At 58.0% G+C, this 13,249-nt stretch carries 15 protein-coding genes; 11 read left to right on the forward strand and 4 right to left on the reverse strand.

Annotated elements, in window-relative coordinates; genetic code table 11:
* The first annotated feature begins 47 nt into the window (after positions 1–47).
* The 4 genes from L1K66_RS08720 to L1K66_RS08735 all read left to right on the forward strand — a co-directional run bounded on the left by L1K66_RS08720 (position 48) and on the right by L1K66_RS08735 (position 2,488).
* Positions 48–566 (forward strand): MerR family transcriptional regulator, encoded by a 519-nt coding sequence (locus L1K66_RS08720; protein WP_252260472.1) that lies wholly within the window; start codon positions 48–50, stop codon positions 564–566.
* Positions 563–763 (forward strand): hypothetical protein, encoded by a 201-nt coding sequence (locus L1K66_RS08725; RefSeq protein ID WP_252257514.1) that lies wholly within the window; start codon positions 563–565, stop codon positions 761–763. The genes L1K66_RS08720 and L1K66_RS08725 overlap by 4 nt, the downstream gene beginning before the upstream one ends.
* Positions 750–1,739, forward strand: coding sequence for a tyrosine-type recombinase/integrase (locus L1K66_RS08730; RefSeq protein WP_252257515.1), 990 nt, complete (start codon positions 750–752; stop codon positions 1,737–1,739). The genes L1K66_RS08725 and L1K66_RS08730 overlap by 14 nt, the downstream gene beginning before the upstream one ends.
* A 347-nt stretch (positions 1,740–2,086) precedes the next feature.
* Complete coding sequence (locus L1K66_RS08735) at positions 2,087–2,488, forward strand: hypothetical protein (protein ID WP_252257516.1); 402 nt, start codon at positions 2,087–2,089, stop codon at positions 2,486–2,488.
* A 693-nt stretch (positions 2,489–3,181) separates the two neighbouring features.
* Here the strand turns inward: L1K66_RS08735 and mhpA are convergent.
* The 3 genes from mhpA to L1K66_RS08750 are packed head-to-tail and all read right to left on the reverse strand — an operon-like array spanning position 3,182 to position 6,501.
* A complete protein-coding gene (mhpA, locus tag L1K66_RS08740) occupies positions 3,182–4,645 on the reverse strand; it encodes a bifunctional 3-(3-hydroxy-phenyl)propionate/3-hydroxycinnamic acid hydroxylase MhpA (protein ID WP_252257517.1) in 1,464 nt (487 codons plus the stop codon).
* A 3-nt stretch (positions 4,646–4,648) separates the two neighbouring features.
* Complete coding sequence (locus L1K66_RS08745; protein WP_252257518.1) at positions 4,649–5,488, reverse strand: fumarylacetoacetate hydrolase family protein; 840 nt, start codon at positions 5,486–5,488, stop codon at positions 4,649–4,651.
* Positions 5,485–6,501 carry a VOC family protein gene (locus L1K66_RS08750; protein WP_252257519.1) on the reverse strand — a complete coding sequence of 339 codons (1,017 nt, stop codon included), beginning with the start codon at positions 6,499–6,501 and terminating at the stop codon, positions 5,485–5,487. The genes L1K66_RS08745 and L1K66_RS08750 overlap by 4 nt, the downstream gene beginning before the upstream one ends.
* Before the next feature lie 77 nt (positions 6,502–6,578).
* Here L1K66_RS08750 and L1K66_RS08755 point away from each other — a divergent pair, with 77 nt between their 5' ends.
* From L1K66_RS08755 to L1K66_RS08765, 3 genes are all read left to right on the forward strand, one after another.
* Positions 6,579–7,211, forward strand: a complete 633-nt coding sequence (locus tag L1K66_RS08755) for a TetR/AcrR family transcriptional regulator (RefSeq protein ID WP_252257520.1) — start codon at positions 6,579–6,581, stop codon at positions 7,209–7,211.
* A 167-nt stretch (positions 7,212–7,378) separates the two neighbouring features.
* The gene (locus L1K66_RS08760) at positions 7,379–7,882 is read left to right on the forward strand and encodes an META domain-containing protein (RefSeq protein ID WP_252257521.1); all 504 of its coding nucleotides are present in this window, start codon (positions 7,379–7,381) and stop codon (positions 7,880–7,882) included.
* Positions 7,883–8,818, forward strand: a complete 936-nt coding sequence (locus L1K66_RS08765) for an outer membrane protein (RefSeq protein WP_252257522.1) — start codon at positions 7,883–7,885, stop codon at positions 8,816–8,818.
* 8 nt (positions 8,819–8,826) lie between these two features.
* On the opposite strand, the gene L1K66_RS08770 is transcribed toward L1K66_RS08765, so the two are convergent.
* On the reverse strand, positions 8,827–9,267 hold the full coding sequence (locus L1K66_RS08770; protein ID WP_252257523.1) for a helix-turn-helix domain-containing protein: 441 nt from the start codon (positions 9,265–9,267) through the stop codon (positions 8,827–8,829).
* A 187-nt stretch (positions 9,268–9,454) separates the two neighbouring features.
* On the opposite strand from L1K66_RS08770, the gene L1K66_RS08775 reads away from it, so the two are divergent.
* The 4 genes from L1K66_RS08775 (at position 9,455) to L1K66_RS08790 (ending at position 13,248) form a co-directional block, all read left to right on the forward strand.
* Positions 9,455–10,900, forward strand: coding sequence for an alginate export family protein (locus L1K66_RS08775; RefSeq protein ID WP_252257524.1), 1,446 nt, complete (start codon positions 9,455–9,457; stop codon positions 10,898–10,900).
* A gap of 66 nt (positions 10,901–10,966) precedes the next feature.
* Positions 10,967–11,350, forward strand: coding sequence for a hypothetical protein (locus L1K66_RS08780; protein WP_252257525.1), 384 nt, complete (start codon positions 10,967–10,969; stop codon positions 11,348–11,350).
* A gap of 3 nt (positions 11,351–11,353) precedes the next feature.
* Positions 11,354–11,803, forward strand: coding sequence for a hypothetical protein (locus L1K66_RS08785; RefSeq protein ID WP_252257526.1), 450 nt, complete (start codon positions 11,354–11,356; stop codon positions 11,801–11,803).
* Positions 11,804–11,901: 98 nt separating this feature from the next.
* Positions 11,902–13,248, forward strand: coding sequence for a serine hydrolase domain-containing protein (locus L1K66_RS08790; RefSeq protein ID WP_252257527.1), 1,347 nt, complete (start codon positions 11,902–11,904; stop codon positions 13,246–13,248).
* Position 13,249 lies beyond the last annotated feature (1 nt).

The raw sequence follows: 13,249 nt of genomic DNA on the forward strand, positions 1-13,249 counted from the left end.
CTAAAGGCTCTATTTACAATTAGAGCTTTTAGGCTTATTTGGTGGATATGGCTGATAATCCGAATCCCGCTGCGAAGCTCTACACCCGCGCCGATCTTGTGGCGCTCGCTGGTGTCGACGACGCTGTTTTGCCCTTCTGGTTTCGTGAGGGCCTTCTCATTCCCGAGCCTGCCGAGGCGCGAAAACACCGGCGCTTTAATGAGGGCGAGGCGAAGATCGCGGCGCTGCTCGGTGAAGCGCGAACGCTTGGACTCAACATTAGCGCCTTGCGGGCTTTGGCAACTCAGGTGCGGCGCGGGCTGGTCTATCATGCGGCCCACTTTGCTCGCTTTGCCGATACAAGTCTTGAGGACTTGTATGATGCGGTCGGAGAAGATGGGGGGCCACGCGAATTGTTCTGGGTGGCGGGCTGCGTTGTCGATGGCGAGGGAGGGGTTGGCCTTTCGGTCGATGAAAGTGGGGATTGGCTGGTTCGTGCCATGCCAGACCAGCTCGATATGGTCGCCCGCGCTGAGGTTGTATTCGACCTTAAGCGCATCCTCTCGCCCTTCGGTGGCGCGCAATGACAGCCAAGCGTCGCCTCTTACCGGAAAGCGAAATTCGCAGCGCGATCGAGTTGCTGCGCGAGCTGGGTATCGAGCCGGGGGCGGTTGATCTCCGATCCGACGGAATGACCGTCTATCTGAAAAACGAGGCACAAGGGAGTGCGTTCGATGCGTGGAAGGCAAAGCAATCGAATCCTGACCGGGTTGCACGTCGTTAAGAAGCGACTGGCCAGCGGCATTATCCGCTGGAATGTCTACGCGTGGCGCGGGGGGCCTTGCATTCATCGCCAAGACGGGGCGAGGCCGATCATCACGCAGGCCATACTCTCGCAGGCGCTGGCTGCACGGAATGAGGCGACCACTGCGCCAAGCGATTCCTTCGATGCGATATTGACGGCTTACCGTGCCTCGCCGGAGTTCGAGCGTCTGGCTGCTAGCACGAAGCGCGATTACAACCGGACGCTGGACAGGATTTCCGAGCATTTTGGATCGGCCCCGATCAGCGCGTTCGAGGATCGACGGATGCGCCGGGAAATTATTGAATGGCGCGATCAGTGGCGCGGGCAGCCTCGCACTGCGGACAAGGCAACAGTCACCATTGCAACCGTCCTGGGGTGGGCTGTGCACAATGCCTTGCTGACGGTGAATGTCGCCGCCGGGATCAATCACCTGCACACGGCAGACAAATCAGACAAGGTGTGGGAGGCGAGGCATTGGGAGGCATTCGCTGACGCCCCTGCACACTTGATGGCTGCGCTGCGTTTGGCCAGCATGACAGGCTTGCGCCTTGGCGATCTGGTGCGCCTCGATTGGTCGCACGTTGCAGACAAGGCAATTGTCCTGACAACACGGAAGCGGAAGGGCAGAGCGGTTATTCCGATCTTTCCGGAATTGCGATCATTCCTTGATGGGGTCGAGCATCGCGAAGGGCCAGTGCTGCGCAACAGTCGCGGCGCGGCATGGACGGAGAGCGGGCTTGGGACGGTTTTCCAGCGCAATAAGCCGGATGGCTTCGACAGGACGATTCATGATCTGCGCGGCACTTACGTAACTTGGCTCGCAATGAAGGGCCTGACTGATGATGAAATCGCGCGCGTTGTGGGTTGGACTTCGCAGCGCATCGCCGGGGTGCGGGCGCGTTATGTTGACGAGGCGCGGGTAATCGTCAGCCTAGTCGATCGGCTTAGCGCGTGATCGGTTTACTGCACGTGGGCAAGTCATTGATCTTTAAGGGCGCAATGGGGCGTCGGTTTACAACTAAGGTTTTGAATTTGTTGGATTGGCCGAGAAATCATAATCCGCGTGTCGGGGGTTCGAGTCCCTCCTCCGCTACCAATCTTTCGATCATTGCATTGTGCCGACCATGCGTGAGTCGTGGTCGCAGAGTTTCAGCCTTTGTGTGCCCTTCGTGCCAAGCGAGACGCCCAGCCACTCCTAATTTAATCATAGCGATCAATAGGAAAAGGCGCTGACCCAGAAACCGTTAGGGGAGGAGAGCGCGCAGTGGTAATTTATGCGCTTCCTGAAGGGGGGATATTGCCATGAAGAAACTAATTGTCGTCTGCAGCATTGCCGCTCTCGCAGCCTGTGGGAGCCCTGAAAACGTCGAAGAAGACGTTGCGGTTGTCGAGGCCGATGCTCCTGCTGAAGTGATGTCGCTGAACGAAACGAGCTGGACGTTTGTAATGGATGACAAGGAGATCCTGGAATCCATCGATGCAGACGGAAACTACATCGCAAACGCCGGGGATGAGCATTTTGATCACGGCACATACGTTCTGGTAGACGGAATGCAGTGCTTCACCAGCGCAATGAACGATGAGGGTCAGGAATGCTGGACTACGCCTGCCCAAATCGCGGTGGGCGAAAGCATGGACATCACGAGCGACAAGGGACAAGCGCTGACAGTCACGCGTGTCGAATATGAGCCGCTGACCATGTAGCTACATATGGCGGCTAGTAGGAGGAGTGGCTCACACTCCGCGCGTCGGCAAGTCGGGTCGCTCCTCCGCTTCCATGCCATTTCGGACTATTAGAGCTAGCGAACAACGCTGGGGTGTGTGTGCACCACAATATCATGCTCTTGCGCAACTCTGTCGAGCCTGCGCCTTTCCCGTCTATTTTCAGCCTATGGTTATTTCATTGGACGGCATGAGGAAAGTCCAAGCCCACGGCAGAGTAAGCAGGACAACGCAAAGTCCTCCAGCGAGAGCCCACTTAATATTGCGCTCCAGAGCGTCACGTACTGTTCGAGCAATTACGTAGATTGCCACGCCAATGTTGCCGAGGACAACCACGCCTAGGAGAGACCAAGCCAAGGCCTCCGAATCCGGAAGAAAATGAGCGGCTGCAAGCGGAAAGACAAGCGTTGCTGCACAAATGCCACCCGCCATCGATAGAAGTGGCATCCCCGCTCTAAGGTCGGAGAACGCCCGAGCAGCGCAATACACCGGAACGATGTAGATGAACGCGTTCATCACAAAGAACGTGGCCCAATCATCCGTTTTCGATAACACGAACAGGGCTGCATGTCTGAAATAAGGTCGCATACGGTCATTCTCGCCGGAATCACATTCGGGGCGGGTCCATGCTCCGCTACCAACAATGTTGCGTCACAAGGATCGCAGTGATTGCCTTCACACGCATTGCATAAGTTCTTTCGCCGAGATGGTTTTCCACTCCAGCTTTAGCTGGTCGGCACTTCCCGTCGCAAAAACATGGCGGTCAGGACGTACGAGCACCGCTTCGGCCGAGTGATAATCGAACCACGACTGTAAATCGGAAGCAAACGGCAAAAGCCGACCCTGATCGCAATCATGGCGGTTGATTAGCCAGGCATCGCAGCCAAGCACGTCGTCCAGCCGCGTGCCGTCATTAGCAATAAGTTGCGGAAAATAGCTGCCTGCTGCTGGCGACCCGGCGCGGACCGCGCCTGCGCCGATCGGCGGATAGGCGGGTGGGCCATCCGGCAGCTTGCCCAACATTCGGGCAAGGCGGAATTTCAGGTCGCGAATAGCCGCGCCAATCCGGCTGGTTGTGCAGACCATCCGCCCCATCATGATCGCCATGTCGATTGTCGCTCGCAGATTGGGCGCACGTTCGGGCTGATAGGTATCAAGCAATGCTTCGTCAGCCTCCGCATGGATTACCGCTGCAAGCTTCCATGCGAGGTTGGAGGCATCGCGTAAGCCTGAGCAAAGTCCTTGCCCCGCAAACGGCGGAGTCTGGTGAGCTGCATCGCCCGCCAGCATGATCCGCCCCTTGCGCCATTCCTGTGCGATCCGTGCGCGAAACGTGTAGACAGCCTTGCGTTCGATCCGCACAGCGCCCTCTACTTTCCATGGGGCGAGAAGGCGTGCAATCGAGCCGTCTTCGCTCAATTCTTCTGGCTCTTCGCCAGGCAGGATCATGAACTCCCATCGATGCCGTCCCTCTCCCATAAGCACACAGGTGGTGGGCCGGGCCGGATCGCAAATCTGCAGGTTGGCACCGGGGAGGCGGGACGGATTGTCGACCATCACATCGACCACCAACCACGGTTCTTCGAACCCGAGGTCTTCAAAGGCAATGTTGCAGGCCTTGCGAACGGGGCTGCGCGCGCCATCGGCCCCCACGAGGTAGCGTGCCCGAACCGCGCGTTCACCGTCGGGAGTGAGAAAATTGGCGGTGACGCCTTCGCCATCATCCTCGAAGGACAGCATTTCCCATTGGCTGCGCAATTCAGCGTTCGGTTGTTCCGCGAGTGCTGACCTGAGTGCAGCTTCGACAGAGGGTTGGTGGATCATGTTGGCGACGGGCCAACCGCCCGGGCCGATCTTTTCGGCTCCGTCGAAACACAGCAGCAGATCCCCTCTCGCATTACGGAACTCGTAGCGATCTGCACGGCGGCTGGTTGCCATGACTGCCTCGGCAGCTCCCGCTTCCTGCAGGATGCGCATGCCTTCGTGGTCGATATGGGCAGCACGCGGGAGCGGGAAAATCTCAGCTTCCTTCTCCGCCACCATGACACTTATATCGCGCCTAGCGAGCAGGCTCGCCAGCGTTACCCCGGTGGGGCCGCCACCGATGATCAGTACGTCGTAGTCAAACTTGCGTGACATGGCTCAATCTTCCGCGACCATGGTGCCCTCGATATGGCCGAGGTGATCGATCTCGGTGCGCACAACGTCACCGGGCTGCAAAAAGCGGCGCGGGTCCATCGCCGCACCGATCCCGCCGGGTGTGCCCGTAAACAGGCAGTCGCCCGGCTCAAGCGTCATGCCGACCGACAGGTGCTCGACCTGTTGCCATACATTGTAGACGAGATGGCGCGTGTTCGAATTCTGCCGTTCCTCGCCATTGACATAGCAGCGGATGCCGAGATCGTGAGGGTCGCCCAATTCGTCAGCAGTGACGATCCACGGACCCATTGGCGCATGGGTGTCGAAGCTCTTTCCGAGCGACCATTGCGGCACGGCGTGCTGCCACATGCGCTCGGTGAAGTCATTGCCGACGCAGTAGCCGAAAATAGCTGTTGGTGCCTCTGATGCATCAAGGTGCTTGCCGCCCTTTCCGATCACTGCAACCAGTTCAGCCTCGTAATCGGCGGTAGCTGTTCCGCGGGCGATCAGCACAGGGTCGTAAGGCCCGTTGACGCTCGTCTGCGCCTTTGTGAACCAGACCTGCCGCTCCGGAGTGCCAAGGCCGGACTCCTCGATGTGGTCAGCGTAGTTGAGGCCGATCGCGAAGATCTTGCCTGGCCGGGGTACTGGCGCTTCCAGCTTGACCGAGGAAAGGGGAATGCCCCCTCCGCGCGAAGCTCTTTCTTCGAGTTCAGACTTCAGAGAATCCCAGTCGCGGATCAGGTCGATCATTGTGCCCGGCACTCCGGTCTCGATCACCTGATCGCCCACTACGATCCCGGTTTTTGTCGTGTCATCAATAGTAAAAGTGCAGAGTTTCATGTGGTGGGCTCCGTGGATGAATTGCTGACGAGACGCTTGATGCGCAGTTGCATGGCCGTGATAAAAGCGACGAGACCTGGCGGGGGAGCGACCTTTCCGCTGAACATCGGGTGGGGGCTGCCCCATTGCACTGCCAGCAGCGCCTGCATCGTCTGAGTTGTGGGCGGGTCATCGGCCGTGAAGAGATCACCGTCGGTCCAGTGCTCCAGTTCGTTTCCGAATGGATCCTTCCAATAGTCGAAGATCTGGCTGCCCATGATGTGGCGGCCGACGCCCCATGCCGCCTCGCGTTGGCGAGACTTGAGATGGTCGTGGCCCAGCATAAGATCGTCGAGGTTTTCGACTTCAAAGGCGGCGTGCAAAAGGCCCAGGTCTCCCGGCAATTGGGCGAGGAAGATGGTGTGATGGTCGGACGGGAGATCGCCCCTGTCACAGCGCATGAACGCGCCCAGCGCGACGCCTTTTGCGGCCTCGATTTCGTCCGAAGTCAGGAAACCGAAACGCTCCTTCCACCATGCCTCCGACTTGCGAAAGTCGCGGACCTTGAGCACGGCATGGCCGATGCGGCGGACGTGTGCGGGGGCCGAGGTTAGGCGCACCGCAGATCGCAAGCGAGGCTTGGCGGCGGCGCTGTTGAACAAGGGGTCGAGAACCGGGGAGGGGGCTTCCGTTTTCTGGCCTGCAACGACTTCGACGCAATAACCGTCGGGATCGGTCAGGCGTACCACCATGCCGCCGCCGGGCTCTTGAAAAGGCTCGACTGTCAATCCCTCATGGTCGGCGAGGCGTTCGAGATCAGCGATGCTCGAAGCTCTGAGGCCAACGGCAAGAAACTTGGCCGGTCCCGGTTCGGTCACGTGGACGAATGGGCGTCCGTCCGTTCCCTGGCCATAGAGGCGTCCCCCGTCTTCGAAGCAGGAAAGACCAAAGTCATCCAGAAACTCGCGCATCAATTGGATGTCGGGCGCGGCAAAACGGACATGCGCGATGTCCTCGACCTTGATGATTGCCATTGTCCCCTCTCCGATTCGTATCTGACTATTTGGTCAATATCCTTGAAATTGACTATTTGGTCAAGTATACCCGCTTCATGGCAACTGCAAATTCACCTTCGCCCCGGTCGCAGCGCACCCGTGCTTCGCTGATTGCCGCCGGTCTTGATCTGCTGGTTGATCGGCCCATCGACGCGATCCCGATCGACGATGTCGTTGCGCGTGCGGGGGTTGCAAAAGGCAGTTTCTTCAATCACTTCGCTGACAAGCAGGACTTTGCTGCGGCTGTTGCCGCCGAAGTTCGGGAGGAGGTTGAGGGGAGGGTGGCACGCGCGAATGCCGGTGTTGCCGATCCGGTCGCGCGCATCGCTGGCGGGATGGTCGTTGCTGCCGCATTCGCCGAAACGGAGCCCCGCCTCGCAACGGTTTTGTTGCGTAGTCAAACCCCAGCAACGAGCCAGAGCCACCCGCTCAATCGTGGACTGAGGGCGGATATCGAAGCGGCACTTGAAATGGGGCTATTGCGCCCGGAGGCGCGCGGTGCAGGTGTCCTTTACTGGCTGGGTCTGTGCCACGTGCTGATGGTCAACCTGGTCGACACCCGACCTTCGCGCGAGGAGGCCGCGCAGATCTTGAGCGACATGCTGGCGCTTGGCCTTTCCGGGCTGGGCGTTCCCTTACCCCGCGCGCAAGAACTTGCGCGCGTTTCTCCAAATCCAGCCTCGAAGTAAGGCATTATTTCGCTTCGAGAAATACGGTGACTTGGCTCTCAGGTCTGGCCGGTACGACCCTGACATCAAGCGTATCTAGCCCATATTGGGCAGAGTGCCCCTTGCCCAAGTCTGCCTCTTGGGGCGACATTTCTGGCACAGGTATATCGGCTAGAATGGTGCGCAAAATGAACTGGAAACCTACCTCTTTGGTGACGGTAATGACCTTGATGCTGGCCTCGGCATGCACCAATTCGGTAACTGAAGGCGATGGAGCTTCAGACAGCGAACCGCCGCTCTCACTTGCCGAGAGCAGTTGGGTATTGGCTGAAATCACTGCAGGGCAAGCGGCGGATGCGCAGTCTGAAACGGTAGATGAAGGGCTCTATACGCTGCTTTTCCGTGCCGATGGCAGCGCCGCAATGCGCTTTGATTGCAATCGCGGATTCGGACGTTGGCAGGTTGTCGAAGATGGCGGCGCGGGCCAAGGATCAATAGCAATTACCGATATGGGGGTCACCAAGGCGCTGTGTCCTCCCACTTCCATCAGCGATCGTGTAATCGCCGATTTCGCCGCGTTTGACCGTTTCAGAATTACCGGCGAACAACTTGAGCTCGAGATCGAACAGAAGAACGTGAGCTATCATTGGGTCAGAACCGACCAGGAAGCCTTGATCGAAGGAAGCGAATAGGTGCGAACACCATTTATCGGGATGGCGGCAAGATCGTCTTTTGCCCTATTTTTCCTTGCCGGTTTTTCGGCACCTCTTTCCGCTGCCCAATCAGAGGAGAGGCTTGGCGAAGAGAACCGCCCTCGGTTCGAATTGATTTCGCATGAAGCCGGTTCGAGCGAGACAGATGTTCTGCCTCCCAACGAAATGCCACTGGCACTGCAAGCGGCTGCGACTGCGGCTGCGCCCTCTGCCCGCCGCGCCGTGGTGTCCGAGGGGGATGACCTTACCTTCATCGTAAGCCCCTATGTCTGGATTCCCACCGTTACCGGTGACATCGGTGTCGGGGCTCAGGGGCTGCAGTTCGAACTCGATGCCGGTGATCTCTTGGACGTATTCGAGTTTGGCGGGCTCATTCGCGGTGAAGTTCGGCACAAGTCAGGCTGGGGGCTGTCTGTCGATCACATTTTTGCAGACCTTGGTGCCGGTGTGGACATTCTGATCGGCGATGTGGATGCGGATATTGATGCCGGCATCACGGAAGTCGCGATTGTCCGTCGGATCGACTTCGATCAACACGCGCTCGATGCGTACGCGGGCATCCGGCATTGGAACGCCGATGTCGATGTCGCAATTGAGACATTCTTCTTCAACGATACCATCCGGACAGGCGATGACTGGATCGATCCGATTATCGGCGCGCGATACCTCCACTCCGTCTCTTCTGACTGGCGTTTGATTGCACAGGGCGACATCGGCGGTTTCGGGGTAGGGTCTGATTTCAGCTGGAACGTTGCGGCCGGGGCATCCTACGATGCTTCGGACAATTTGTCCCTCCAACTGGTTTACAGGGCGCTTAGCGTTGATCGCGAAAGCCCCGCCATCGGAGGAGGCTCTCCGGTCGATCTGAATATCACCATACAAGGGCCCCTGATCGGGCTCGCATACCGGTTTTGAGTTCACCTCTAGCGAGATCTGGCCTTGTCAAAGGCTTGAACCACGCTGGACAAATACTCCATCGACATATCGGTTACGGGGTGGAGTTGTGATCGAGCTTCGTCTCCGATTGCCCAATGGCCCCGGTTGTCGCGAACAGTCCAACCCTTCTTCTGAAGTTTCGATAGTTTCCGCCTGACGGATTCACGCGAGATCCCGGTGATCTGCGAAATCGAATGGGTATTTAGCGGGGTCACCAGATTCCGCCTCGATTCTCCTGTAAGGAAGTCTTCGTAGGCCAAATCCTTTGGCAATCTGTCGCGGGGCAATACCGCAGACCCGACAACGGCAAGGATCAGCACCGAATCCAGATCGCCGTCGAATACCTGACGTAGACCTGAGAGAAGCCGGATGAAGCCTTCGACATGGACGGGCCAAACCGCTCCGAAGTGCAATTCCGCGATTTTCATCAGTCACTCCTCGGGTAAAGTAAGATTACTAGCCTCCAGCGCCCATTTTGGGCAATGGCTCTGTTTACTGCGGCACCGATTTTGGGGAGCCTCGCACCATAAGAAAACATAACCACCGGAGTCGCGCTACGGAGGTTTCCCCTTGTTCGATTGCAGGCTTATTCGTCATGAAGCAGGTCGGAGTGCTATGGCTCGCCGTCCTGCCAAATCCGGTGTTTTGATTTCAGCTTTTGCGCTTGGCGTTGTTGCCGCACCCGCCGCAATGGCACAGGAGGTAACTCAAGCTGGTGACAGCCGCAGCGAAGAGCTTGATGTAAAAGTCACGTTCGAAGGCGGCCTTAACGCTGTCGCCGAGGAGAACCTGTTCTGGAACCTCGCCGAGATCTTTGCTCCGACGGCCGATTTCAACTCCGATACCCAATGGCTTGAAGCATACATCAAGCCCGGCATCGTCATTGAGAGCCGCGTTAGCAGTTCCGCGACCGTCTACGCCGGGGGATCATTCGTCGCTTCAATGACGACTGGGCAGGATGGGCTTGGCCAAAGCAACAACAACCGCCTCACGAGTGAAGAGGCATACATCGGTTTGCGCATAGGCTCGAGAGAAACCGGAGAGCTTGATCTTTCCATCGGTGCGCAGACGCTCAAGCTGGGCACGGGGATGCAGATCGCCAATGGTGCCTCGAACGGGTTTGAACGTGGGGCCGTCAAGCTTGGGCCGCGCAAGGCCTGGGAGCGGACCGCGATCGCAAAATTTTCGCTCGATGGGCTGACGGCCAGAGCATTCTATCTGGATCCGAACGAGCTGGCTTCGAACGATACCGGAACGGAAATCGTCGGCGGCGACCTTCGCTATGATTGGGATGGCGACTTCATTGGAGCCACTTATGTGAACCTTATCGAATCCGGCGCGCCTTATCCTCAGGCGGCGCCTGGAGGCTTTGGCCCGCCTGCGTTCCTGAATGGGGGGCGTGACGGTCTCAATTCGCTTTCATTCTATGGGCGCGTCCATCCGCTCAAAGGTGCCTTTCCCGGGCTGTATGTGGCTTTGGATGGCGCATATCAGTGGAATGAACGCATCGATCTGGACGCCTGGGCAGGACGTATCCAGTTGGGGCACGCATGGAACAACAAGCCATGGCGGCCTGAAGTGTTTTACACCTATCAGACCTTTTCCGGCGATGATCCTAACACCACGAAGTTGGAACGGTTCGATCCGCTCAACTACGAAGGCTCGCCAGCCAGTTGGGCTACTGGTTCGAAGTCTGCCTTGGTCTTCATCAATTCAAACGTCCAGTCGCATCAGCTGACGTTCAAGATGATGCCAAGTCCGCGCGATTTTGTGACGCTCAGAACGGCACATATTCGGGTGAACGAGTTGCGAAGCCCGATCCAGTTTGGTCAGGCTACGCGGCTTGATCTGACGGATGATCTGGGCAGTGTCGTAGCCGGCGTTACCGACCCTCATTTGTCCGACGATGTGTTCATCGAATACACGCGAGTCCTGACACCAAACATCTTTCTGACCGGCGGATTCAGCGTGTCCGTGCCCGGCGACGGCATTCGCATTGCTGCTGGCGGTTCTGCACCTGCCTGGACCGGAGGGTTCGTGAACATTGTGGTCAATTACTGAGCCACCGCAATGCATCTGCAGTTCGCGGGGAATGGGCTGCGATCGAAAGCAAAGGATGGAGGAGAAATGATGAAAATGGTTTTGACCGGCTCTCTTGGAGCAGCCGTTCTCGCTGTAACTGCGATGTTCGCCGCATCTGCCTCTGCGCAGGAAGAAGCACCCGACATGAGCCAGGAAGAGCAGGTCGACAACGGCTTGAAGAACTTCGGCTATATCGCAGGGCTTTCGCGTGGTTGTGTCGCAGAAAACCAGCAGATGGCCTTTGAGCGCGACGTACTGGAAATTCACGCTTCCATCACGCGTCTTCTCGGGATCGACCGGGCGTTCCTGTTTTCGGCAGCGTTCGGATACGGATCAAGCGTGGTTGTCGAGCAGGAAAACTGCGCCGAAGTGATCCGCCAGTACGAGGCCCGCTCCGCGAAATATCGCAACGCTGCGCAAGGAGGCTGACCGATGCAGAAGAACATCTTGTTCCTGCTTGCCGCCGCTACAGTCTTCACTGCGTTGCCTGAAGATGTGTCGGCGCAAAGCTGGGAAGTGCGCAGGGAAATCCGTGAAGGAAACCGCGAGGTTGCACGTGAACGCCGCGAGGCAGCACGTGAGATCATGCGATGCAAGACGCGTGAGTGCGCTGAGCGTGAATTCCGTGAGGCAAACCGCGAAGTGGCGCGTGAACGTCGCGAAGCAAGACGGGAAGTCATACGCGAAATCCGAGAGGATTATTATGATCGCTTCTACCGCGGGAACGGTCGCTGGTGGCGCGATGGCCGATATTGGAACCGCGATGAATACCTGCGTCGATATTACGCACGGCGCGACAATGACGGTGCTGACGTCCTCAAAGGCGCAGTTGTTGCAGCAGCCGTTGTCGGCGTGATCGCCGCCATTGCTGATGACGACTGAACGACCTGAGTGATCTGCCTTGCAGCCGCCAGCCCTGTGGCGGGAAAAATTGAATGTTTTGAGTGCGGACGTGCTCCGCAACCGTTTGGAGAATGGTGATGCGCCTTTGGAATACCAATCTGTGCAAGGCTCTTGGCTTGGCAGGGCTGCTTGCGGCTTCGTTCACTCCGGCCAATGCTCAGCAAGGCCAACCTCCTCTTTCTGCACAGGATTCCGATCCGCGGGTGATGGGCTGGATGCAGGGGTCTCCGCCGCCGGAAGACAAGATCATCACCCAGCCAGACTCGGTCTATTTCAGCTTCCCGCGTCTCAGATGGTCGGTCTGCCATTTGCGTGAATTCCTGCCGACCGAGGAGATCAGCCGGGGGCTCGAAGCTCCGGTGCCGCTATCTTATCTTCCGCCCGCCGATTTTGCGGACGAACGGCAGGCGATCGACGCGCTTACGTTCACGCCGATGAACGGTTCAGAGCCGATGTCGTGGGAACAATCGCTCTATGCGAATTACACTGACGGCATCCTGATCCTGCACAAAGGCAAGGTCGTTTACGAACGTTATTTCGGCTGTCTTGAAGAAGACGGAAAGCATGCAGCCATGTCGATGACCAAATCCGTCACCGGATTGCTGGCGCAGATTTTGGTTGCGGAAGGCGTGCTTGATGAGACTGCGCTGGTTCGCGATATCATCCCGGAAATCGGAACTTCCGCTTTCGCTTCGGCGACAGTGCGCGAGGTCATGGATATGGCCACCGGGGTCAAATACTCCGAGAACTACGCAGATCCCAATGCCGATATCTGGGTCTATTCGCGCGCTGCGAGCCCGCTGCCCAAGCCTGAAGGCTATACCGGCCCGAATGGGTATTGGGAGTATCTCCAGCAAGTCCAGCCGGAGGGCAATCACGGCGACGAATTCCACTACAAGACGATCAACTCCGACATGCTCGGCTGGCTCATCACGCGTGTCACCGGCAAATCGGTTACGGAGTTGGCAAGCGAACGTTTGTGGAAGCCGATGGGGGCAGAGCAATCCGCTTACCAGACAGTCGACGGCAAAGGTGTTCCCTTCGCCGGCGGCGGATTGACCGCAGGCCTGCGTGATCTGGGCAGGCTTGGCCAGTTGATGCTGAACGAAGGGGAGATCAACGGGGAGCGGCTGTTCCCGGCGGAGGTTGTTTCCCGCATTCGGCAAGGCGGCGACCAGTCAAAGTTTGGCGGATTTCCGACCATTCCCAATGGCAGCTACACCAGTCAATGGTGGGTCTTCCACAATGAGAACGGCGCCTATGCGGCGCGAGGCGTACACGGGCAGACCATCTACGTCGATCCGACCGCAGAAATGGTGCTTGTACGATTTGCCTCGTTCCCGACCGCCGCCAACGGAAGGATGGATCCGACATCACTCCCGGCGTACCAGGCGGTAGCCGATTACCTGATGTCCAAGGAGTAGT

It is taken from the genome of Erythrobacter aurantius, from assembly GCF_023823125.1.
Classification (GTDB): Bacteria; Pseudomonadota; Alphaproteobacteria; order Sphingomonadales; family Sphingomonadaceae; genus Erythrobacter; species Erythrobacter aurantius.